We start from the raw sequence: 23,097 nt of genomic DNA, 5'->3' as shown, positions 1-23,097 counted from the left end.
CTCAATACTCATCCCAGTTGCGCCATGGCTTGGCGGAAGGCCGGCGGCAGGTTGTCGCCGAAGTGAATTTTTCCGTCTGCCTGGGTGAAGATGCCCATGTTCGCCAGCCACTGTTCAAACTCCGGCGCCGGTTTCAGGCCCAGGGTTTTCCGGGCGTAGAGGGCGTCGTGGAACGACGTGGTCTGGTAATTGAGCATGATGTCATCAGAGCCGGGGATGCCCATGATGAAGTTGATCCCGGCCACGCCCAGCAGGGTCAGCAGGGTGTCCATGTCGTCCTGATCGGCCTCGGCGTGATTGGTGTAACAGATGTCGCAACCCATTGGCACGCCCAGCAGCTTGCCGCAGAAGTGGTCTTCGAGGCCGGCGCGGATGATCTGTTTGCCGTTGTAGAGGTATTCCGGGCCGATGAAGCCTACGACGGTGTTCACCAGAAACGGTTTGAAATGGCGTGCCACGGCGTAGGCGCGGGTTTCGCAGGTCTGTTGATCGATGCCGTGGTGTGCGTTGGCCGACAAGGCGCTGCCCTGGCCTGTCTCGAAATACATCAGGTTCTGGCCCAACGTGCCGCGATTCAGGCTCAAGCCGGCGTCATAGCCTTCCTGCAAGACGTTGAGGTTGATACCGAAACTGGCGTTGGCCGCTTCAGTGCCGGCGATCGACTGGAACACCAGGTCCAGCGGAACACCGCGATTCACCGCCTCGATGGAGGTGGTGACGTGGGTCAGCACGCAGGCCTGTGTAGGAATTTCGTAACGCTGGATGATCGCATCAAGCATTTCCAGCATGGCGCAGATCGAAGCGATGCTGTCGGTGGCCGGGTTGATGCCGATCATTGCATCACCGTTGCCGTACAGCAGACCGTCGAGAATGCTCGCGGCGATGCCGGCCGGCTCGTCGGTGGGGTGATTGGGTTGCAGGCGTGTCGAGAGCCGGCCGCGCAGGCCCAGAGTGCCGCGGAACTTCGTGACCACGCGGATTTTCTGCGCCACTAGCACCAGGTCCTGCACGCGCATGATCTTTGACACGGCGGCGGCCATTTCCGGGGTCAGTCCCGGAGCGAGGGCGCGCAGGCTCTGTTCGTCGGCGGCGTCGCTGAGCAGCCAATCGCGAAAGCCACCGACAGTGAGGTGGCTGACCGCTTTAAAAGCCTGTTTATCGTGAGTGTCGATGATCAGCCGGGTGACTTCATCGGTCTCGTAAGGAATCAGTACTTCCTGCAGGAAGTGAGTCAGCGGGATGTCAGCCAAGGCCATCTGTGCAGCCACTCGCTCGCCATCATTGAGGGCTGCAACGCCGGCCAGAAAGTCCCCGGAGCGCGCCGGGCTGGCTTTGGCCATGACGTCTTTGAGACTGTCGAAGCGGTAGGTCTGGGCGCCGACGGTATGGGCAAATACGGCCATGGGACGGTGTCCTCCTGATGAACTCAAGTCTTGATAACACTGAGCATCCAATGTGGGCGCGGGCTTGCCCGCGATGCAAACAACTCGGTTCAACAGTTGCACCGCGGTGATGCAATCGCGGGCAAGCCCGCTCCCACAGGGTTTGCGCTGTATCAGGGCAGGCGCCGGGAATCAGCCCGGCGCCGGTGCAACTCAGACGCCTTCGAGCATCGCATCCGCCGGCGCGTCGAAACGCTGCTTGGCAGTCAGTTGGAAATACAGGTAACCGGCCGCCATGAACCCGAGGAACACACACCCGATCAAGGTGTTGAACCATGCCATCGCCACCAGGCACACCACGGCCAGAAACAGCGCGATCCCCGGTACGATCGGGTAACCCGGGGCGCGGAAGGTGCGTTCCAGGTTCGGCTCGGTTTTACGCAACTTGAACAGGCTCAGCATACTGATGATGTACATCACGATGGCGCCGAATACCGACATGGTGATCATTGCCGCCGTCAGCGTCATGCCCTGCAGGTTGACCAGGCCGTCGCTGTAGATCGCCGCGATGCCGATCACGCCGCCCGCCAGAATCGCCCGGTGCGGTGTCTGGAAGCGCGAGAGTTTGGCCAGCCCTTTGGGCAGGTAACCGGCGCGAGCCAGGGCGAAGAACTGTCGTGAGTAACCAAGAATGATCCCGTGGAAACTCGCCACCAGGCCAAACAGGCCAATCCACACCAGCATGTGCATCCAGGTCGAATTATTGCCGACCACGGCTTTCATCGCCTGAGGCAGCGGATCGTTGATGTTCGACAATTGACGCCAGTCGCCGACGCCGCCAGCCATCACCATGACGCCGATGGCCAGGAACACCAGGGTCAGAATGCCACTGACATAAGCCTTGGGAATTGTGCGTTTCGGGTCCTTGGCTTCCTCGGCGGCCATGGCGGCTCCTTCAATGGCGAGGAAGAACCAGATCGCGAAAGGTATCGCCGCAAAGATGCCGGGGATCGAGGCCATGGTGAATTCGTTGGAACCCGACCAGCCATTGAGTACGAAATTGCTGAAGCTGAAGCCTGGGGCGACCACGCCCATGAACACCAGCAACTCGGCGACCGCCAGCACGGTGACCACCAGTTCGAACGTGGCTGCGATGCTCACGCCGAGGATATTCAAGCCCATGAACACGAAATAGGCGCCAACAGCGGCGATCTTCGGGTCCAGTTCCGGGTATTGCACGTTGAGGTAGGCGCCGATGGCCATGGCGATGGCCGGTGGCGCAAAGACGAATTCGATCAGGGTGGCAATGCCGGCGATCAGTCCGCCTTTTTCACCGAAGGCCCGACGGCTGTAGGCAAACGGCCCGCCAGCGTGGGGAATAGCGGTGGTCAATTCGGTGAAACTGAAGATGAAGCAGGTGTACATCGTCGCCACCATCAAGGCGGTGACGAGAAAACCCAGGGTCCCTGCGGTGCCCCAGCCATAACTCCAGCCGAAGTACTCGCCGGAAATCACCAGGCCGACGGCAATGCCCCATAGATGCAGGGTGCCGAGTGTGGGTTTGAGCTGTGTAGTAGAAGTCATAAGTCCTCTCTGTCTTTTTTATTGTTTGATCTGTTGGACTTTCGGGTATGGCGTTTATGTGTGATGCGGGCACGCAAAGCCCATGCCAGACCAGCAGGGCGATGATTTACGGTGTATTTAAGGACGCCGTCGCGGGCAAGCCCGCTCCCACAGGGTTAGGTGGTGAATCCACTTTTGGGGGCTGACCCAAATCCAATGTGGGAGCGAGCCTGCTCGCGATGACCATCTGAAGGGCGATACAGAACTATCTGTATCGCCCCCGGTTTTTAGAAGAAGCCCAACGGATTGATGTCGTAGCTCACCAGCAGGTTTTTGGTCTGCTGATAGTGGTCGAGCATCATTTTGTGGGTTTCACGACCGACGCCGGACTTTTTGTAGCCACCGAACGCGGCGTGCGCCGGGTACAGGTGGTAGCAGTTGGTCCACACGCGACCGGCCTTGATGGCGCGGCCCATGCGGTAGGCGCGGTTGATGTCGCGGGTCCAGAGGCCGGCGCCCAGGCCGAACTCGGTGTCGTTGGCGATGGCCAGGGCTTCGGCTTCGTCCTTGAAGGTGGTGATGCTCACCACCGGGCCGAAGATTTCTTCCTGGAACACGCGCATTTTGTTGGTGCCCTTGAGCAGGGTCGGCTGGATGTAATACCCGGTCGCCAGGCTGCCCTCGAGTTTTTCTACCTTGCCACCGGTCAGCAGTTCGGCGCCTTCGCCCTTGGCGATTTCCAGGTACGAAAGGATTTTGTCGAATTGCTGCTCGGACGCCTGGGCGCCGACCATGGTGTCGGTGTCCAGCGGGTCGCCACGTTTGATTTGCAGGACTTTGTTCATGACGACTTTCATGAACTCATCGTAGATCGACTCTTGCACCAAGGCGCGGGAAGGGCAGGTGCAGACTTCGCCCTGATTGAAGAACGCCAGCACCAGGCCTTCGGCGGCTTTTTCGATGAAAGTCGGTTCGGCTTGCATGATGTCGGCGAAGAAGATGTTCGGCGACTTGCCACCCAACTCCACGGTGGACGGAATGATGTTTTCGGCGGCGCATTTCATGATGTGCGAGCCGACCGGGGTCGAACCGGTGAAGGCGATCTTGGCGATGCGCTTGCTGGTGGCCAGTGCTTCCCCGGCTTCTTTGCCGAAGCCTTGCACCACGTTGAGTACGCCGGGCGGCAACAGGTCGCCGATTAGTTCCATCAGCACGGTGATGCCCAGCGGGGTTTGCTCGGCCGGTTTGAGGACCACGCAGTTACCGGCGGCCAAGGCCGGGGCGAGTTTCCAGGCGGCCATCAGAATCGGGAAGTTCCACGGAATGATCTGTCCGACCACGCCCAGCGGTTCATGGATGTGATACGCCACGGTGTTGCCGTCGATCTCGGCGGCGCTGCCTTCCTGGGCGCGGATGCAACCGGCGAAGTAGCGGAAATGGTCGGCGGCCAGCGGGATGTCGGCATTGAGGGTTTCGCGAACGGCCTTGCCGTTGTCCCAGGATTCGGTGATCGCCAGCACTTCCAGGTTCTGTTCGATGCGATCGGCGATTTTCAGCAGCACCAGCGAGCGTGCCTGGGCGGACGTGGCGCCCCAGGCATCGGCGGCGGCATGGGCAGCGTCCAGGGCCTTTTCGATGTCTTCGGCGGTGGAACGCGGGAATTCGGCAATAGGTTGGCCGTTGACCGGCGATGTATTGGTGAAGTACTGACCTTTGACAGGCGCGACGAACTCGCCGCCGATGTAGTTACCGTATTTGCTCTTGAACGAAACGATAGCGCCTTCAGTACCGGGGTGAGCGTAACGCATGATGGGTTTCTCCTTGGCTTTTGTGCTTATAAGGGAGGACGCGCTAAAGCGCTGCATTAAGCGTAGAGCAAAGGTCGGGCCAGCGCCTTGCAGGTCAGGTAAATCAAGGCCTTGCGTGTTTTTTGTCGGACGGATGGGCGGTGTTTGTGACGCTTGCGGTACAGCCCCTGTGACACTTTGTACCGTTTATGGCGCAGGCTGTGACTGGCGGGTCTTGCCAGCATTGCAATGCGTCGATGGCTGGAGGATGCTGGGCCTCAAATTGCCACACAGGTAATCCTCTGTAGTGAGGCTTGTGTGTGAGGGGCTTGTGTGGCGAGGGAGCTTGCTCCCGCTGGGCTGCGAAGCGGCCCCAAAAATGTCTGCCGGTCATGATTTTTGGCGAGCGCTTCGCACTCGAGCGGGAGCAAGCTCCCTCGCCACAAGGTGTGTGCCAGCCTCGTAATGGAGGGCAGCACAGCTATCGGGGAGAATAATAAGAAATGCACGACAATCATTTGAGTCGCCATGCCCAGCAAGTGCTGACCGTGACCCAAGGCAAATCCCACCTGCACGGTCCTGGCAGCGATCCATCCATTGCCCGTTCCTGGCTGCGTTGTCTTGAGGACTATCACCTCGACCCGGCCCTGACCATGGCGCCGACGGTGCTGGAACATGGCCGCGTGCTGGAAAGCCGCGAACGTTTGCAGCAAGTGCTGCAGATCGCCGGCAACGAAATGACCAGCCTCCACCAGCAACTTTCCGGTGCCGGTCATGCGGTGCTGCTGACCGACGCCCGCGGGGTGATCCTCAACTGTGTCACCGCGCCTGCCGAACGGAAGATTTTCGAGCGTGCCGGCCTTTGGCTCGGCGCCGACTGGAGCGAGGCTTGCGAAGGTACCAACGGCATCGGCACCTGCCTGGTGGAGCGTCAGTCCCTGACCATCCATCAAGACGAACATTTTCGTGGCCGTCATACCGGCCTGACTTGCTCGGCGAGCCCGGTGTTCGATCCTCACGGCGAGCTGCTGGCGGTGCTCGACGTGTCTTCGGCGCGTCACGAGGTGTCGCGTCAGAGCCAGTTCCACACCATGGCCCTGGTCAATCTGTCGGCGAAGATGATCGAGAGCTGCTATTTCCTGCGTTACTTCGACAATCAATGGTTGCTGCGTTTTCACCTGCAGGCCGAATCCGTCGGGCTGTTCAGCGAAGGGTTGCTGGCGTTTGACGGGGAAGGGCGGATCTGTGCGGTGAACCAGAGTGCGCTGAATTTGCTGGGGCATATTCGTGGCGGGCTGTTGGGCAAGCCGGTGGAGGCGTTTTTCGATTGTTCGCTGGATGAATTGCTTGGCCGCGCGAGCCCTGGTGCCAGCGCCAGTTGGCCGTTGCGCACCCGTGACGGGCGGCGGCTGTTTGCCGTGTTGCGCGGGCAGCCGCGCAGCATTCCGGTGCCGATGGTGCAAAGCCCGATGGTTGCCGAGCGTCCGCGGTTGTCGGGCATTTGCCTGGGTGATGCCGCGTTGCAGGAGGATTTCCGCAAGGCCTTGCGCGTGTTTGAGCGGGATGTGCCCTTGCTGATCAACGGCGAAACCGGTTCCGGCAAGGAAGCCTTCGCCAAAGCCGTGCATCAGGCCAGTCAACGTTCGGAAAAATCTTTCGTCGCCCTGAATTGCGCGGCGATTCCCGAAAGCCTGATCGAAAGTGAGCTGTTCGGCTATCGCGGCGGCAGCTTCACCGGTGCCCGCAAGGAAGGCATGCGTGGCAAGTTGCAGCAGGCCGATGGCGGGACGTTGTTCCTCGATGAAATCGGTGACATGCCGCTGAGCATGCAGACCCGGCTATTAAGGGTGCTGGAAGACCGTCAGGTGGTGCCGATTGGCGGTGAGCCGGAATCGGTCAATGTGCGGATCATCAGCGCCACTCACCGCAATCTGCTTGAACGGGTGCAGGACGGCAGCTTTCGCGAGGATTTGTATTACCGGCTCAACGGGCTGGAGGTCGCATTGCCGGCGCTGCGTGAGCGCGCTGACAAATCACAGTTGCTCGACTTTTTGCTGGCCGAAGAGGCGGGCGGGGAGACGGTATTGATCGACGGGCCGGCGCGGCAGGCCTTGCTGGATTTTGCCTGGCCGGGAAACGTGCGGCAGTTGCGCAATGTACTGCGGACCCTGGCAGCGTTGTGTGATGGCGGGCGGATCGGGCTGGGGGATTTGCCGGCGATGATTCGCCAGGCCCGGCCGGTGACGGCGTTGGCGGTTGAGGAACCGTCCGAGTATCCGCTGGACGATGCCGAGCGGTTGGCGTTGCTGACTGTGCTCGAGCAGCAGCGCTGGCACATGACGCACACGGCTGAACAGCTGGGCGTCAGCCGCAATACCCTCTACAGAAAGCTGCGTAAACACGGTATCGCCCGTTAAACCGAGTCGCCGCCAATCGCGGGCAAGCCCGCTCCCACAGGGTCTGCGCTGCCCTTGTGGGAGCGGGCTTGCCCGCGATGGCGTCAGTATGGGCGAAACACAAGGTGCGATTTTCCCCTCCCTACGCTAACCTGCGGCCATGTTTTACGAGGTCGACTATGCACATTCATATTCTTGGTATTTGCGGCACTTTCATGGGTTCGATGGCGGTCCTGGCCAAAGAGCTGGGCCATCACGTGACGGGCTCCGATGCCAACGTCTATCCGCCGATGAGCACTCAGCTGCAAGCCCAGGGCATTGAGTTAACCCAAGGTTACGACCCGGCGCAACTCGATCCGGCTCCGGACCTGGTGGTGATCGGCAATGCCATGTCCCGTGGCAACCCGGCCGTCGAATACGTGCTGAACAAAGGCCTGCCATACGTCTCCGGCCCGCAATGGCTGGCCGATCACGTGTTGCAAGGTCGCTGGGTGCTGGCGGTTGCCGGCACTCACGGCAAAACCACCACCAGCAGCATGCTCGCCTGGGTCCTGGAGCACGCGGGCATGAGCCCGGGTTTCCTGATTGGCGGCGTGCCGCAGAATTTCTCGGTATCAGCGCGTCTGGGTGATACGCCGTTCTTCGTGATCGAAGCCGACGAATACGACAGCGCGTTCTTCGACAAACGCTCCAAGTTCGTTCATTACCGCCCGCGCACGGCGATCCTGAACAATCTTGAATTCGATCATGCCGACATTTTCCCCGATCTGCCGGCCATCGAGCGTCAGTTCCACCACTTGGTGCGGACCATCCCGAGCGAAGGCCTGGTGATCCATCCGACCACCGAGCCGGCATTGCTGCGCGTGATCGAAATGGGCTGCTGGACTCCGGTGCAAACCACCGGTGCCGGCGGCCAGTGGCAAGTCAAACTACTCAGTGAAGACGGCTCGAAATTCGAAGTGATGTTTGAAGGCGCCGTTCAAGGCGTGGTCGAGTGGGACATGACCGGTCAGCACAACGTCGCCAACGCCTTGGCCACCTTGGCCGCTGCACGTCATGTCGGCGTAGTGCCATCGATGGGCATCGCCGCACTGAGCGCGTTCAAAAGCGTGAAGCGCCGGATGGAGAAAGTCGCGGAAGTGCGTGGCATCACCATTTACGACGATTTCGCTCACCACCCGACCGCCATCGCCACCACCCTCGACGGTCTGCGCAAACGCATTGGCGACGCGCCATTGATCGCGATCATCGAGCCGCGCTCCAACTCCATGAAGCTTGGTGCTCACCGCGATGGCTTGCCGGAAAGCGTGGTCGATGCCGATCAGGTGATCTGGTATTCGCCAGCCAACCTCGGTTGGGACCTGGGCGCCACCGCCGCGTTGTGCACCGTGCCGTCGATTGTCAGCGATTCGCTGGAGGGCATCATCGAGCGCGTGAAGAGCCAGGCTCAGCCCGGCACTCACGTGGTGATCATGAGCAACGGCGGCTTCGGCGGCCTGCACGGCAAACTGGCCGAGGCGCTGCAATGAACAACGGTCCGGAACGCATCACGCTGGCGATGACCGGCGCTTCGGGCGCCCAGTACGGCTTGCGCCTGCTCGACTGCCTGGTGCGTGAAGACCGCGAGGTGCACTTCCTGATTTCCAAGGCCGCGCAACTGGTGATGGCCACCGAGACCGATGTCTCTCTGCCGTCCAAGCCGCAAATGATGCAGGCCTTCCTCACTGAATACACCGGCGCTGCTGCCGGGCAGATTCGGGTGTATGGCAAGGAAGACTGGATGTCGCCGGTGGCTTCGGGGTCTGGCTCGCCGGCGGCGATGGTAGTGGTGCCGTGTTCCACGGGGACCTTGTCGGCTATCGCGACCGGGGCCTGCAACAACTTGATCGAACGGGCCGCCGATGTGACCTTGAAGGAGCGCCGCCAGCTGATTCTGGTGCCGCGCGAGGCGCCGTATTCGAGCATTCATCTGGAAAATATGCTCAAGCTGTCGAACATGGGCGTGACGATTCTGCCGGCGTCGCCGGGCTTCTATCACCAGCCCCAGACCATCGATGACTTGATCGACTTCGTCGTGGCGCGAATTCTCAATCTGCTGAACATTCCGCAAGACATGTTGCCGCGCTGGGGTGAACACCATTTGAGCAGCGATGAATAAGCTGCTGATCATTCTGCTGGCAATGCAATTGGCGGGCTGCGCCACGGCGCGCACGCTCGATGCCGCCAAGCCTGGAGCGCCGGTGGTGTATTCGGGAACGCGCCTGGATTTGTATGCAATGAACGGCGGTTGCTGTGCCATGGACCGATTCGGCGCAGAAGCGCCGAGTTATCCGGGCATTGATTTGCCGGCCAGCGCCTTGCTCGACACGTTGCTGTTGCCGCTGTCGTTGTTGACGGTGATTGGCGTAAGTTTTCAAGCGACTGGCGGATTGTAGGAGAGCTGTGGCGAGGGGGCTTGCCCCCGTTGGGTTGCGAAGCAGCCCCAAAACCAGCCACCTCGATTTCCCAGATACACCGCAAGCTCCGGATTTACGACTGCTGCGCAGCCGAACGGGGGCAAGCCCCCTCGCCACAGGACGGGCTACTTACCTAACTTGCGCAACTCATCCGACTCGACAATCCGCACGCCATCCTGCTCTTCCAGTGCCAAACGCCACATGGCGCGGGCCAGTTGGCAGGCTTCGATGCCGTGGTATTTGCCCGGAATCAATCGCGACAACGGACCGGCAACCTTCTCGCCCAGTCGCGGCTCGATGCGATCGCCCAACAACAGCGAAGGCCGGCAAATGGTCAGCTGCGGCCAATTCTGTGCGCGCAATGCGTGTTCCATCTCGCCTTTGACCCGGTTGTAGAAAATCGAGGATCTGCGATCGGCCCCCAAGGCGCTGATCACGATCAAGTGCCGTGCGCCCATTTCCCGAGCACGTTTGGCGAAAGCCACGACCATGTCCAGGTCCACCGCGCGAAACGCTTCCTCGGAGCCGGCCTGCTTGATCGTGGTGCCCAGGCAGCAGTAGGCAATGTCGACGCGACCGTTCAATTGCGGCAAAAACACCGACGGGTCGCCGACCGGGTTTTCCAGGTGTGGATGCTCGGCCAGTGGCCGGCGTGAGGGGGCCAATACGCGTGTAATCGTTGGCTCGTTGAGTAGACGGTCGAGCAAATGTTCACCGGTTAAACCGGTAGCTCCGGCAAGCAGTACATGCTGAGGCGTCAAGTACATAATTATTCCCCCTTGATACTGTTCAGCTTAGTTGCTCTTTTCATCCTTGCTGATAGAGACACTTTGCAGTGCCTTTCGTGCCTGTTGTTTGCGCAACAGTTGCCAGTGGCTGAGAACGGTTTTCGGCGCCCAGATCTGTGGCTCGGAAGCTTCGAAGCTGTCGGCCAGTTCACGCTCGGCCACGGTGGCGCTGGCCAGTTTGAAGGCTTGCTCCAGATCGTCGGTCTGGTTCAGCGCCTGGGCGAACAACGCGTCGCCGAAATACGTGAAGTTGGCTTCTTCCGAACACCCAAAGGACACTCGATCGGCGCGCGAGGCGGTCATGATCAGGGTGCGTTCGTCCTTGAGGGCGGGGATGAAACCGCCGGAATAGCAAGACGAAATCACAATGATCTTGTCGCGCTTCTTCAGGGGCGCGAGGACGGCGGCGAGTTCGTCGGCCGGCAGGTCGGCCAATTCCATGCGTGGCTGGTCGAGCACCAGTTCGTGTTCGCTCGAACCATGGCTGGTCAGGTAAATGAACAGCAAGTCTTCCGGGCCACTGCGCTCTGCCAGGGTCAGGGCTGCGCGGCGCAGGTTTTCCCGGGTGGCCATCGGCCGGTCGCCCAGGTGGTCGCGATGATTGACCAGGCGGATCTGGCCAAAGGCGCCGAACCGGCTGGCGAGCATGTTGGCGACATAGTCGGACTCGCGCAGGAACACGCTCTGCTTGCCATCACCGCCCAGGGTCAAGGTGTACAGTTCGACCGACGGGGTCGAGGCCGGGACGTTGGCCAGTGCATCGTCGAGCAAGCGACCCTGAGCCAGCAAACCGAGTTCGAGTGGGTCGGGCAACAGCTTGCCGTCGGCGTCGCGCACGCGTTGACTATTGACCCAGGTGCCGCTTTGCACCGTGCCATCGGTCAGCACCAAAGTGCCTTGGCCCTGATAATTGTCGCCATCGAACTGGCCGACATAGAAACTGCCATCGGCCAGGTTCAAACGGCCCTGGCCGGTAAAACGCCAGTCGCTGAACTGGCCGATATAGTGACTGCCGTCGGCGCCGATCAACTCGCCTTTGCCGCTGAGCACGCCTTCTTTGAACTGACCCAGCCAGACATCGCCATCGGCGTTTTCGTAGCGACCCTTGCCGTGCAGTTGATTGTTCTTGAAACCGCCGACATAGATATCGCCATCGGCGCTGTTGAAGGTGCCGTTGCCTTCTAGTTGGCCGTCAGCGAAATGCCCGGTGAACTGGTTGCCACTGGCGTCGCTGCGCTGGCCTTCGCCGTTGGGTTTGCCGTGAGCGAATTGACCCTGGTACTGGCTGCCGTCTTCGAGTTCCAGACGACCGAGCCCTGAATATTGATCGGCCTTGAATTCGCCGCGGTAAGTCATGGCGTTTTCTTTGAGGGTACCTTCACCCTCGCGTCGACCCGCCTTGAAACCGCCGGTATAGCTGCTGCCATTGGTGGTCAGCGTGCCTTGGCCGTCGAACAGCCCTTGCTGGAATTGTCCGCGATAGACCTCGCCGTTGCTGCCATGCCATTCGCCCTGGCCATGCCATTGGCCTTTGTCGAACTGACCGGCGTACCAGCTGCCGTTCGGGTAATCGATGCGGCCTTCACCTTGCAGCAAACCATTGACCAGATCACCGCGATAACGTCCGCCGTCCGGCAGGCGGGCATCGGGGGGCAACAGCGATTCGCCGTCTCCGCAAGCGGTGAGCAACAGGGTCAGAGCAAGGAGTGCAAGTGGGCGCATAGCGGGATCCGGGCAATTAGGCGACCGAGTATGCCGCAGCTATGTGTCGCATTTATAGGGACACGGCAGAGAGACGGCGCGAAACAGCGTGAGCTGCTTCGCATCCGGGATGCTTTACACGAAGCAGAGGGACAGTGGCTCGGCGATATACGCCGGTTTGTCCGACCCTTCGATTTCAAGCGTGGCGGTGGCCTTGAGCAGCCATTGGCCGGGTTTCTTCTCGGTGACCTCGTTCATGTCGACCTTGAGTCGAACCCTGGAATTGACCTTCACAGGCTGGATGAAACGCACGCTATCCAGACCGTAGTTGACCACCATCTTCGCGCCTTCCGGCAGGATGAGAATGTCTTCCATCAGTTTGGGGATCAGTGACAACGACAAGAAACCATGGGCAATGGTGCTGCCAAAAGGTGTTTGCGCAGCTTTGACCGGGTCGACATGGATGAACTGATAATCGCCTGTGGCTTCGGCGAACAGGTTGATGCGTTCCTGATCGATGGTGAGCCACTGGGAACGTCCGAGTTCCTTGCCGACATAATCTTTGAGCTCCGCAACTGGAACATAGGGCATTGAGACTCTCCTTGGGTTCATCGGTTTTATTAGTTTTTCGAGCGGAGGGATGACCTCCCTTGCGAACCACTTTAGATCAACATGGCAAATTGTTCCGGTCAACTATCCATGCTTTTGGCGAATGCCGATTCATAGCGTTGGCGTGCTTATAATGTCGGGCCCCTTCTTTGTGGGGAGAGCACGTGGGAGATGATGGATGTTGTTACGTGGCCTGACCTGGCTGGTGCTTTTTCAATTGCTCGGCACCGCCCTCAACCATCTGTTTTTGCCGGTGCTGCCGGGGCCGATCATTGGCCTGTTGTTGCTGCTGGGATATCTGATTATCCGCGGTCAAGTCGGCGAGCCGCTGAGCCTTGCGGCCAGCAGCTTGTTGCGTTATCTGCCATTGCTGCTGGTGCCGCCGGCGGTGGGGGTGATGGTTTACGCCGCCGACATTGCCGCGGATTTCTGGGCGATCACTGGCGCATTGGTGTTGTCGTTGCTGTTGTCCATGGCTTTTGCCGGCGTGCTGATGCAGCGCATGGTCAAGCACCATGCCCATTCCGAGGACGGCCAATGATGTTCGATTGGCACGGCGCCTGGGCATCGGTGATTCATCATCCGTTGTTCGGCATTGGCGTGACGCTGGGTGCGTATCAGTTGGTACTGGCGGCCTTCGAGAAAACCCGCTGGATCTTTCTGCAACCGGTGCTGGTCTCCATGTTGCTGGTCATCGGTGTACTGGTGGGGTGCGGCCTGAGCTACGCCGAATATCGCAAGAGCACCGAGATCCTCAGCATCTTGCTCGGGCCGGCCACTGTTGCGCTGGCGGTGCCGCTGTACCTCAACCTGCGGCGGATCCGGCAGTTGTTCTGGCCGATATTTACTACGCTGGTGATAGGTGGCGTGGTCGCCACGGGGATGGGCGTATTGCTGGGCTGGTGGTTCGGTGCCGAACACATGATCCTGATGACCATGGCGCCCAAATCGGTCACCTCGCCGATTGCCATGCTGGTGGCGGAGCAGATCGGTGGCGTCGCGGCACTGGCGGCGGTGTTCGTGTTGATTACCGGGGTGATCGGGGCGATCTTCGGGCCGAGCCTTTTGACAAGGCTTGGTGTCCTCAGTCCTGAGGCACGCGGTATGGCGCTGGGCATGACGGCGCACGCGGTCGGCACTGCGGTGGCGATGCAGGAAAGTGAAGAATGCGGCGCTTTCGCGGCGCTGGCGATGAGTCTGATGGGTGTGGCCACGGCGGTGTTCCTGCCGCTGGCGGTGTCGATGGTGGTGTAAGGAAATGTCTATGAGTCTGCCGCTTTTTCCGCTGAACACGGTGCTGTTTCCGGACTGCATCCTCGACTTGCAGATCTTCGAGGCGCGCTACCTGGACATGATCGGTCGCTGCATGAAACAGGGCGGCGGCTTCGGCGTAGTGTGCATTCTCGACGGTGAAGAAGTTGGCATCGCCCCCGAAGGTTACGCACGGGTGGGGTGCGAGGCGCTGATCACCGATTTCCATCAGCAGGACAACGGCCTGCTGGGCATTCGGGTGAAGGGCGGGCGGCGTTTTCACGTTGTGCGCACCGAGGTGCAGCGCAACCAGTTGATCGTCGCCGAAGTCGAGTGGCTGGAAGACGAGCCCGAGCAACCGCTACAGGATGAGGACGCCGACCTGGTCGCGCTGCTCAAGGCTTTGGCGGAACACCCGATGGTCGAAGCGCTGAGCATGGGCACCGAAGCGACAGGGCAACAGTCGCTGGCCAACCAGTTGGCGTATCTGTTGCCGTTTGCCGAGGTGGACAAGATAGACCTGCTGCAACTTGATGATCCGCAGCAGCGGCTGGATGCGATTCAGGCGTTGCTGGATGAGTTGCAGGGTGAGTTGTTTGCCTGACGTCCGCCAGAAGATCGCCGCCTGCGGCAGCTGTCCCCAATTAATGTAGGCGCTGCCGAAGGCTCGGGCCGCGTTCGGACGATTTTTTGATCTTCAGTACGCATACCGCAACATCGCATGCGGCATGTGCCTCAACACAAAGAAACCGAACAACGCCACCAACGATGGCAACACCAGCCACCATATTTTCGGCGGCATGGCGTTGAGCGAAGTCTGGCGTTGCGTCAGCCATAGGCTAGCCGCACACACGCACGCCGCCAGCATTGCGCCGGCCAGTACATCGGTCGGCCAGTGCGCGCCCAGGTACACCCGTGACAGGGCAATCGTCAGCGCCGGCAAGCAGCCCACCAATAACCAGGTCAGGCGCATACGCGGTGGTTGTCCGCGACCGGCAAGCACCGCGAGCGTCAAGAACAGCGCGAAAGAGCCTGAGGCGTGGCCGCTGGGCATGCTGTAGCTGGTCAGTGGATCACTCAGCACTTCCGGGCGCACACGGGCGAAAAAGTGTTTGGTCGCAGTGTTGCCCAGCGCGGTGAACAGCAAGGTGCCACCAGCGAAGATCGCGTGTCGCCATTGTCGTGTCAGTAACAGCAAGACTGTCAGCAGGGCGCTGAGCATAAACATGTTGCGGAATTCGCCAATCAACGTGAACACCACAGCCACTTCATCGAGCACCGGGCTGCGGTGTTCCTGTATCAGGGTCATCAATCCTTGGTCGAGGGCGGTCAGGTGCGGGTAGCCGATGAACAGGCCGATCAGGATCAACAGACTCATGCTGCTGATCCAGATGGTCGCCCGGCGATGGCGGCGCAGGCTGCTGTTTGCGCTCAGGCCGACCATCGCCGCAATGCTCCCGGCGACGATCCCGGCTTCAAGCCAGAAACCTTCCGGCAATGGCAAGCGGATCGCCGCCCCGGTGGCCCAGCCCGGCAGGATATAGGCGAGGCTCCAGCCCGCGGCAGCCAACAGGCTGACGACGGCGAAGCGCGGGAACGGCATGTCGCACATCCCGGCAACCATCGGCAGCATCGGACGCAGCGGTCCGATAAAGCGTCCGACCAACAGGCTGGCGATGCCATAACGCTGGAAATACGCCTCGGCGCCGGCCATCCATTCCGGATGATGGCGCAACCCCGGCAAGCGACGGATGTTCTGGTGGAAATGTCGCCCTAAAAAGTACGAAACGATGTCGCCCAGCACACCGCCGAGAAAGCCCATCAATAGCGTTTCACCCAATGACAGCGCGCCACTGCCGGCCAGCACCGTCACGGCAAACAGCAACACCGTGCCGGGCACGATCAATCCGACAATCGCCAGGCATTCCATACAAGCCACTACGAACACTGCCGCGGCCAGCCATTGTGGATTGACCGTCAACCAACCGGTCACGCTATCGAGCCATGGGCCCATAAAAACAACTCCATCTGATTCAATTGGCCCATGGTGGGCGAATACAACTTAAACAACACCATAAAACCCTGTGGGAGCGGCGGTGCGGCGATCCGACTTGCCCGCGATGGCGCCGGGACAGTCAGCATTGATGTCGACTGGTAGGGCCCTATCGCGGGCAAGCCCGCTCCCACAGGGATTCCCGTTTACCTGTAGTCCGGGCACGTCTCAAGTCAACAAAAAATAATCTCGACCTTCGACTTGCCCCCGACGCAGCGGGTTACGCGTGCAGTAAAGTGCGTAAGTCGCATCAACAAAGCGGTACATCAAGTGTTCGTCTCGCCCGTGGGGAATGCCCAGGCGTGTGGTCTGGATGATATGGCCGGGCGCCGGTCCGAGGTCTTCCACCAGCAATATTTCGTGGTCGAAACGCTTGGCGTCCCAAACCGGCACCTTCAGACCCAGCGCCTTGCAGAGCAACGTCTGCCCGGCACACAGCTTTTGCGAGGGACGAGGGCGGCCCTGAGCATCAGGATTGTTCAAAAGCATCTGCGCCAGGCTTGCCGGCCCGCTCAATTCATCGACCCATGGATAGGCGGATTTGATCAATACCGCATTGCCCGGCCCCTGAGCGCTGAAGTTCAGGGAATCGCCGCCACGGGCGTAGTACATATAGATGTGGCCGCCATCCAGAAACAAAGCTTTACGCTTTTCTGTGTAGCCCAAGGAGGCGTGGCTGCCTTTTTCTTCGCAGTAATAGGCTTCGGTCTCGATGATCCGGGCACTGAGCCACAGGTCGCCGACCCGATGACGGATGATTTTTCCCAGTAAATCCCGGGCCAGTGTTTGGGCGTCGCGGTCGAAAAATGCATCCGGCAGCCCCTTTGGCGGGGGCGTAGTGGATGCACGAACAGTCAGATTAGTCATGATGAACAGCGTTTATCAGGGCTGATTGAGTCGTGATGATAACAATCTGCAGCTTAATCACGGCTGAACATCGGCAAATTACCCTCCATTTCGACCATCCGCCCGTCACCGCTGTTAGTCCCGGGACGCGACAGCTATAATCTGCCGCTTTACTCTTTACCAAGACCTTAGCAAAGACCATTGCAGACCATGACTGAGTCCGTTCTTGACTACATGACCCGTTTGGGTCGCGCCGCCCGCGAAGCTTCCCGCGTGATCGGCCGTGCCAGCACCGCGCAGAAAAACCGCGCCTTGCAGGCGGCTGCCACTGCGCTGGACGCTGCGCGCGCCGAGCTGACCGCAGCCAATGAACTGGATTTGGCTGCCGGCCGCGCCAATGGACTCGAGCCTGCTCTGCTGGAACGTCTGGCGCTGACTCCGGAACGCATCGACGGCATGATCGTCGGTTTACGCCAGGTCGCGGCACTGCCGGATCCGGTGGGTGCGATCCGCGACATGAGTTATCGTCCTTCTGGCATCCAGGTCGGCAAGATGCGCGTGCCATTGGGCGTAATCGGGATCATCTACGAATCTCGGCCGAATGTGACCATCGATGCCGCCAGCCTGTGCCTGAAGTCCGGCAACGCCACCATCCTGCGTGGCGGCTCCGAGGCGATTCATTCCAACCGTGCGATTGCCGCCTGCATCCAGCGCGGCCTGGCCGAGGCCGGTCTGCCGGCCGCCGTGGTGCAAGTGGTTGAAACCACCGACCGTGCCGCGGTTGGCGCGCTGATCACCATGCCGGAATACGTCGACGTTATCGTGCCTCGTGGTGGCCGTGGCCTGATCGAACGGGTCAGTCGCGATGCTCGCGTGCCCGTCATCAAGCACCTGGACGGCATCTGTCACGTCTACGTCAGTGCCCACGCCGATCTACCGAAGGCCCAGCGCATTGCGTTCAACGCCAAGACTTACCGTTACGGTATCTGTGGCGCCATGGAAACCTTGCTGGTCGATCAGGCAGTCGCCAAGGAGTTCCTGCCGTCGATGGCTGCCCAGTTCCGCGAAAAAGGCGTCGAACTGCGCGGTTGCGAGCGTACCCGGGCGATCATCGAGGCCGTAGCGGCCACCATCGAGGACTGGCACACCGAATACCTGGCGCCGATCCTCTCGATCCGGGTGGTCGACGGGCTGGATCAGGCCATCGAACATATTAATAAGTACGGCTCCCATCACACCGATTCGATCGTCAGCGAAAACCTGGCCGACACCCGGCGTTTCGTGGCCGAAGTCGATTCGTCTTCGGTGATGATCAACACCCCGACGTGCTTCGCCGATGGCTTCGAATACGGATTGGGTGCCGAGATTGGCATTTCTACTGATAAGCTGCACGCCCGCGGCCCGGTGGGCCTCGAAGGGCTGACCTGCGAGAAGTACATCGTGGTCGGTGACGGGCAGTTGCGCGGCCAGGAGTCGGTCTGACTTGGGCGACTTCGACCCGTCAGCCCAAGTGACCGCCAGCGAGTCCCAGCCTCGACGCATTGGCGTACTGGGCGGGACCTTCGACCCGGTGCACATCGGCCATTTGCGCGGTGCGCTGGAAGTCGCCGAATCGCTGGCACTCGATGAGTTGCGTCTGACACCCAGTGCCAGGCCGCCTCATCGGGGCACGCCGCAGGTGTCGGCGAAGGACCGTCTGGCGATGGTCAAGTGCGCGGTGGCCGGTGTGCCACCGTTGGTGGTGGACGCCCGCGAGTTGCAGCGGGACAAACCGTCCTACACCATCGACACCCTGGAACTGATGCGCGCCGAATTGGCCGCCCCAGACCAGGTTTTTCTACTTTTGGGCTGGGACGCATTTTGCGGCCTGCCCACTTGGCACCGCTGGGAAGAGTTGCTCCAGCATTGCCACATCCTGGTGCTGCAACGCCCGGATGCCGACAGCGAACCGCCGGATGCCTTGCGCAACCTGCTGGCAGCGCGCTCGGTGAGCGACCCGCTGGCCCTCAAAGGGCCGAGCGGACAGATTGCATTCGTCTGGCAGACGCCGCTCGCGGTATCCGCCACCCAGATCCGTCAACTGCTGGCCAGCGGTAAGTCGGTACGTTTCCTGGTGCCCGACGCGGTCCTGGCCTACATCGATGCGCACGGGCTTTACCGTGCGTCGAACTGAAAAAGGGTGCGCTTCAAGGCACGTGAATGCGTGTAGCGAAGCGCCCGAACATACGAGCAAAACGAGTTTTATATGACTGACAAAGACGTAAGCAAAGTAAAGCGCAAGGGCACGTTCAAGAGCGCCCCGCTGCCGGTAGAGGCCCCAACCGGGCCGGAGCTGCGTGGCGAAGAACTGGTCAAGGTTGCCGTAGCAGCCCTGGAAGACGTCAAGGCCCAGGATGTTCTGGTGATCGACGTTCGTGAAAAGCAGAGCATCACTGACTTCATGATCATCGCTACCGGTACTTCCAACCGCCAGATCGGCGCGATGCTGGATAAGGTCCGCGAGGCGGTCAAGGCCCAAGGCGTCAAGCCGTTGGGTGAAGAAGGCAAGGGCGACAGCGACTGGGTGTTGCTGGACATGGACGATGTCATCGTGCACATGATGACTGCCAGCGCTCGCCAGTTCTATGACCTGGAGCGTTTGTGGCAGGGTGCCGAGCAGAGCCGTGCCGGCAGCGCCGCGCATCACAGCCCGGAAAACACCCATGAGCATTTCATCAAGCTCAACAAAGACCAGCAATAAGGGACCGCTGTGCGACTGCGACTGATCGCCGTCGGTTCACGCATGCCCAAATGGGTGGAAGAAGGCTGGCATGAATATGCCAAGCGTCTTCCATCCGAGCTGGCGCTGGAACTGGTGGAAATTCCGCTCAACACCCGCGGCAAGAACGCCGACGTGGCGCGCTTCATCCGTCAGGAAGGCGAAGCCATGCTGGCCAAGGTCGGGCCGAATGAGCGCATTGTCACCCTCGAAGTCCACGGCAAGCCCTGGAGTACCGAGCAACTGGCGGTCGAACTCGATCGCTGGCGGCTGGACTCGCGCACGGTGAATTTCATGGTCGGCGGCCCCGAGGGGCTGGCGCCGGAAGTCTGTGCCCGGGCGGATCAACGCTGGTCGTTATCACCGTTGACGTTGCCGCACCCACTGGTGCGGATTCTGATCGGTGAACAGCTGTATCGTGCCTGGACAGTGTTGTCCGGCCACCCTTACCACAAGTAATTCTGCCCTCATGTCCCAGCCGATCCGCATCAAGGACCACGAAAAAGACGCCCGTCTGGTGCGTGGCCGCGTCGTGTTCGGGGCCATTGCGGTGGTAACGCTGATTGGCGTGCTGATCGCGCGGTTGTATTTCCTTCAGGTGATCCAGTACGAGTACCACTCGACCCTGTCGGAAAACAACCGCGTCCATGTGCAGCCGATTCCGCCGACTCGCGGGTTGATCTTTGACCGCAATGGCGTGGTGGTGGCCGACAACCGGCCCAGCTTCAGCTTGAGCATGACCCGCGAACGCTCCGGCGACTGGCAACAAGTGCTCGATGTGATCGTCGAGGTGTTGGAGCTGACGCCCGAGGATCGGGTGATCTTCGAGAAGCGCATGCGTCAGGGGCGCCGACCGTTTGAGCCGGTGCCAATCCTGTTCGAGCTGACCGAAGAACAGATCGCCCGCATCGCGGTGAACCAGTTCCGTCTGCCGGGCGTGGAAGTGGTCGCGCAGCTGGTTCGTCACTATCCGCAGGGCGCGCACTTTGCGCACTCGGTGGGATATATGGGGCGGATCAACGAGAAAGAGCTGAAGTCGCTCGATCCGGTGAGTTACAGCGGCACCCATCAAATTGGCAAGACTGGCATCGAGCGTTTCTACGAGCCCGAATTGCACGGTCAGGTCGGTTACGAAGAAGTCGAGACCAATGCCCGGGGCCGCGTGCTGCGGGTACTCAAACGTACCGAACCGATTTCCGGCAAGGACATCGTCCTGAGCCTGGACATCAAATTGCAGGAGGCCGCCGAAGCTGCACTCGGCGGTCGCCGTGGCGCGGTGGTGGCGCTGGACCCGAAAACCGGCGAAGTGCTGGCGATGGTCAGTCAGCCGAGTTTCGACCCGAACCTGTTCGTCACCGGCATCAGTTTCAAAGCCTATTCCGAGTTGCGCGATTCCATCGACCGGCCACTGTTCAACCGCGTGTTGCGCGGTCTGTACCCGCCGGGCTCGACCATCAAGCCGGCGGTGGCGATTGCCGGCCTGGATTCGGGCGTGGTCACCGCATCGACCCGGGTCTACGACCCGGGTTACTACCAACTGCCCAACTACGATCACAAATACCGCAACTGGAACCGCACCGGCGACGGCTACGTTGATCTGGACACGGCGATCATGCGATCCAACGACACCTACTTCTATGACCTGGCCCACAAGCTGGGGATCGATCGGCTGTCGGCGTACATGGGCAAGTTCGGCATCGGCCAGAAGGTTTCCCTGGACATGTTCGAAGAATCGCCGGGGCTGATGCCGTCCCGGGAATGGAAGCGCGCGACCCGTCGTCAGGCCTGGTTCCCGGGCGAAACGCTGATTCTCGGGATTGGACAGGGCTACATGCAATCAACACCCTTGCAACTGGCCCAGGCTACGGCGCTGGTGGCGAACAAGGGTGTCTGGAACCGTCCACACCTGGCCAAGACCGTCGAAGGCGAGCGGCCGAAGGATGAAAATCCGATGCCGGACATTGTCCTGCGTGACCCGTCGGACTGGACCAAGGTCAACCACGGCATGCAGCAGGTGATGCACGGTGCCCGCGGTACGGCGCGCAAGGCCTCCATCGGTGCTCAATACCGGATTGCCGGCAAGAGTGGTACGGCTCAGGTGGTCGCCATCAAGCAGGGCGAGAAGTACGACCGCTCCAAGGTTCAGGAGCGTCACCGCGACCACGCCTTGTTCGTCGGTTTCGCACCGGCCGACAACCCGCAAATCGTGGTGTCGGTGATGGTCGAGAACGGCGAGTCCGGTTCCGGCGTAGCCGCGCCGGTGGTGCGTCAAGTCATGGACGCCTGGCTCCTGGACCAGGACGGTCGACTGAAAGCCGAATACGCCAGCCCTATCAGTGCGGAGGCTACGGCCCGTGAAGAGTAATTTCGATCGCATCCTCTCCAGCGAGGATGTGATGCGTCGCCGTGCGACGTTGCTACAACGCATGCACATCGACGGCCCGTTGCTGATCCTGCTGTTGACCCTGGCTGCCGGCAGCCTGTTTGTGCTGTATTCGGCCAGCGGCAAAAGCTGGGATCTGTTGGCCAAGCAAGCCACTTCCTTCGGCATTGGCCTGGTATCGATGATCGTCATCGCCCAGTTCGAGCCGCGCTTCATGGCCCGTTGGGTGCCGATCGGTTATGTGATTGGCGTGCTGTTGCTGGTGGTGGTGGATGTCATGGGCCACAACGCCATGGGTGCCACGCGCTGGATCAATATCCCCGGGGTGATTCGCTTCCAGCCCTCGGAATTCATGAAGATCCTGATGCCGGCGACCATCGCCTGGTACCTGTCCAAGCGCACCTTGCCGCCGCAGCTCAAGCATGTGGGCGTCAGTCTGTTTCTGATTGGGTTGCCATTCATCCTGATCGTACGCCAGCCCGACCTTGGCACTTCGCTGCTGATTCTCGCCGGTGGCGCGTTCGTGCTGTTCATGGGCGGCCTGCGCTGGCGCTGGATTCTCAGCGTGATTGCCGCGGCTGTGCCGGTGGCGGTCGGCATGTGGTACTTCATCATGCACGACTACCAGAAGCAGCGAATCCTCACCTTCCTCGACCCCGAGAGTGATCCGCTGGGCACGGGCTGGAACATCATTCAGTCGAAAGCGGCCATCGGTTCCGGCGGCGTGTTCGGCAAAGGCTGGTTGCTCGGCACTCAGTCGCACCTGGACTTCCTTCCGGAAAGCCACACCGACTTCATTATTGCGGTAATGGGCGAAGAGTTTGGCCTGGTAGGCATCTGCGCACTGTTGCTGATTTATCTGTTGTTGATCGGTCGCGGACTGGTGATTACCGCCCAGGCGCAGACATTGTTCGGCAAATTGCTCGCGGGCAGCCTGACCATGACGTTTTTTGTTTACGTTTTCGTCAACATCGGTATGGTCAGTGGCCTGTTGCCGGTTGTGGGGGTGCCGTTGCCGTTCATTAGCTACGGAGGCACTTCGCTGGTGACGCTACTGTCAGCGTTTGGGGTTTTGATGTCGATCCATACCCATCGCAAGTGGATCGCACAGGTTTGAATAAGGT

21 protein-coding genes are annotated in these 23,097 nt (G+C 60.5%); 13 read left to right on the top strand and 8 right to left on the bottom strand.

Going from position 1 to position 23,097, the window contains the following annotated elements; genetic code table 11:
* Positions 1-8: 8 nt before the first annotated feature.
* The 3 genes from ACZ3HH_RS19455 to exaC all read right to left on the bottom strand — a co-directional run bounded on the left by ACZ3HH_RS19455 (position 9) and on the right by exaC (position 4,753).
* Positions 9-1,403: an ethanolamine ammonia-lyase subunit EutB gene (locus tag ACZ3HH_RS19455; RefSeq protein WP_465806836.1), complete on the bottom strand. Its 1,395-nt coding sequence runs from the start codon at positions 1,401-1,403 to the stop codon at positions 9-11.
* Positions 1,404-1,595: 192 nt separating this feature from the next.
* Entirely contained in the window at positions 1,596-2,966 is a 1,371-nt protein-coding gene (gene eat / locus ACZ3HH_RS19450; protein WP_465806834.1) for an ethanolamine permease, read from the bottom strand.
* A 266-nt stretch (positions 2,967-3,232) separates the two neighbouring features.
* The gene (gene exaC / locus ACZ3HH_RS19445) at positions 3,233-4,753 is read right to left on the bottom strand and encodes an acetaldehyde dehydrogenase ExaC (protein ID WP_030129557.1); all 1,521 of its coding nucleotides are present in this window, start codon (positions 4,751-4,753) and stop codon (positions 3,233-3,235) included.
* 482 nt (positions 4,754-5,235) lie between these two features.
* On the opposite strand from exaC, the gene ACZ3HH_RS19440 reads away from it, so the two are divergent.
* From ACZ3HH_RS19440 to ACZ3HH_RS19425, 4 genes are all read left to right on the top strand, one after another.
* Entirely contained in the window at positions 5,236-7,149 is a 1,914-nt protein-coding gene (locus tag ACZ3HH_RS19440) for a sigma-54-dependent Fis family transcriptional regulator (protein ID WP_465806831.1), read from the top strand.
* Positions 7,150-7,307: 158 nt separating this feature from the next.
* Positions 7,308-8,657, top strand: coding sequence for a UDP-N-acetylmuramate:L-alanyl-gamma-D-glutamyl-meso-diaminopimelate ligase (gene mpl / locus ACZ3HH_RS19435; RefSeq protein WP_008009026.1), 1,350 nt, complete (start codon positions 7,308-7,310; stop codon positions 8,655-8,657).
* Complete coding sequence (ubiX, locus tag ACZ3HH_RS19430; RefSeq protein WP_030129554.1) at positions 8,654-9,286, top strand: flavin prenyltransferase UbiX; 633 nt, start codon at positions 8,654-8,656, stop codon at positions 9,284-9,286. The genes mpl and ubiX overlap by 4 nt, the downstream gene beginning before the upstream one ends.
* Entirely contained in the window at positions 9,279-9,563 is a 285-nt protein-coding gene (locus ACZ3HH_RS19425; RefSeq protein ID WP_465806828.1) for a YceK/YidQ family lipoprotein, read from the top strand. The genes ubiX and ACZ3HH_RS19425 overlap by 8 nt, the downstream gene beginning before the upstream one ends.
* A 146-nt stretch (positions 9,564-9,709) precedes the next feature.
* Here ACZ3HH_RS19425 and ACZ3HH_RS19420 read toward each other — a convergent pair whose 3' ends face one another.
* From ACZ3HH_RS19420 to ACZ3HH_RS19410, 3 genes are all read right to left on the bottom strand, one after another.
* Positions 9,710-10,351: an oxidoreductase gene (locus ACZ3HH_RS19420; protein WP_465806826.1), complete on the bottom strand. Its 642-nt coding sequence runs from the start codon at positions 10,349-10,351 to the stop codon at positions 9,710-9,712.
* A gap of 27 nt (positions 10,352-10,378) precedes the next feature.
* Positions 10,379-12,094 (bottom strand): C13 family peptidase, encoded by a 1,716-nt coding sequence (locus ACZ3HH_RS19415; RefSeq protein WP_465806824.1) that lies wholly within the window; start codon positions 12,092-12,094, stop codon positions 10,379-10,381.
* A gap of 114 nt (positions 12,095-12,208) precedes the next feature.
* Entirely contained in the window at positions 12,209-12,664 is a 456-nt protein-coding gene (locus ACZ3HH_RS19410; protein WP_258617326.1) for a MaoC family dehydratase, read from the bottom strand.
* 196 nt (positions 12,665-12,860) lie between these two features.
* Between ACZ3HH_RS19410 and ACZ3HH_RS19405 the strand changes: the two genes are divergently transcribed.
* The 3 genes from ACZ3HH_RS19405 to ACZ3HH_RS19395 are packed head-to-tail and all read left to right on the top strand — an operon-like array spanning position 12,861 to position 14,537.
* Positions 12,861-13,223, top strand: coding sequence for a CidA/LrgA family protein (locus tag ACZ3HH_RS19405; RefSeq protein WP_465806822.1), 363 nt, complete (start codon positions 12,861-12,863; stop codon positions 13,221-13,223).
* Entirely contained in the window at positions 13,220-13,936 is a 717-nt protein-coding gene (locus tag ACZ3HH_RS19400; protein ID WP_465806820.1) for an LrgB family protein, read from the top strand. Before ACZ3HH_RS19405 ends, ACZ3HH_RS19400 begins: the two co-directional genes overlap by 4 nt.
* 10 nt (positions 13,937-13,946) lie before the next feature.
* Positions 13,947-14,537 (top strand): LON peptidase substrate-binding domain-containing protein, encoded by a 591-nt coding sequence (locus tag ACZ3HH_RS19395; protein WP_052967100.1) that lies wholly within the window; start codon positions 13,947-13,949, stop codon positions 14,535-14,537.
* Positions 14,538-14,630: 93 nt separating this feature from the next.
* Here the strand turns inward: ACZ3HH_RS19395 and ACZ3HH_RS19390 are convergent, their stop codons facing one another.
* Together ACZ3HH_RS19390 and ACZ3HH_RS19385 are read right to left on the bottom strand one after the other, a co-directional pair.
* Positions 14,631-15,947: a bifunctional DedA family/phosphatase PAP2 family protein gene (locus ACZ3HH_RS19390; RefSeq protein WP_465806817.1), complete on the bottom strand. Its 1,317-nt coding sequence runs from the start codon at positions 15,945-15,947 to the stop codon at positions 14,631-14,633.
* A 207-nt stretch (positions 15,948-16,154) separates the two neighbouring features.
* Entirely contained in the window at positions 16,155-16,853 is a 699-nt protein-coding gene (locus ACZ3HH_RS19385; RefSeq protein ID WP_465806815.1) for a DNA-3-methyladenine glycosylase, read from the bottom strand.
* Positions 16,854-17,042: 189 nt separating this feature from the next.
* On the opposite strand from ACZ3HH_RS19385, the gene ACZ3HH_RS19380 reads away from it, so the two are divergent.
* The 6 genes from ACZ3HH_RS19380 to rodA all read left to right on the top strand — a co-directional run bounded on the left by ACZ3HH_RS19380 (position 17,043) and on the right by rodA (position 23,090).
* A complete protein-coding gene (locus tag ACZ3HH_RS19380) occupies positions 17,043-18,314 on the top strand; it encodes a glutamate-5-semialdehyde dehydrogenase (RefSeq protein ID WP_465806813.1) in 1,272 nt (423 codons plus the stop codon).
* 1 nt (position 18,315) lies between these two features.
* Entirely contained in the window at positions 18,316-19,005 is a 690-nt protein-coding gene (gene nadD / locus ACZ3HH_RS19375) for a nicotinate-nucleotide adenylyltransferase (protein ID WP_465806811.1), read from the top strand.
* Between the two features lie 72 nt (positions 19,006-19,077).
* The gene (rsfS, locus tag ACZ3HH_RS19370; protein WP_367373085.1) at positions 19,078-19,572 is read left to right on the top strand and encodes a ribosome silencing factor; all 495 of its coding nucleotides are present in this window, start codon (positions 19,078-19,080) and stop codon (positions 19,570-19,572) included.
* A gap of 9 nt (positions 19,573-19,581) precedes the next feature.
* The gene (gene rlmH, locus ACZ3HH_RS19365) at positions 19,582-20,049 is read left to right on the top strand and encodes a 23S rRNA (pseudouridine(1915)-N(3))-methyltransferase RlmH (RefSeq protein WP_003185785.1); all 468 of its coding nucleotides are present in this window, start codon (positions 19,582-19,584) and stop codon (positions 20,047-20,049) included.
* A 10-nt stretch (positions 20,050-20,059) separates the two neighbouring features.
* Positions 20,060-21,955, top strand: coding sequence for a penicillin-binding protein 2 (gene mrdA / locus ACZ3HH_RS19360; RefSeq protein WP_123359090.1), 1,896 nt, complete (start codon positions 20,060-20,062; stop codon positions 21,953-21,955).
* Positions 21,956-21,986: 31 nt separating this feature from the next.
* Positions 21,987-23,090: a rod shape-determining protein RodA gene (gene rodA / locus ACZ3HH_RS19355; RefSeq protein WP_465806963.1), complete on the top strand. Its 1,104-nt coding sequence runs from the start codon at positions 21,987-21,989 to the stop codon at positions 23,088-23,090.
* The last annotated feature ends 7 nt before the right edge of the window (positions 23,091-23,097 follow it).

The sequence above is a fragment of the Pseudomonas sp. PME37.24/025 genome (assembly GCF_055556615.1).
This window is presented reverse-complemented; position numbering and strand designations above follow the sequence as displayed.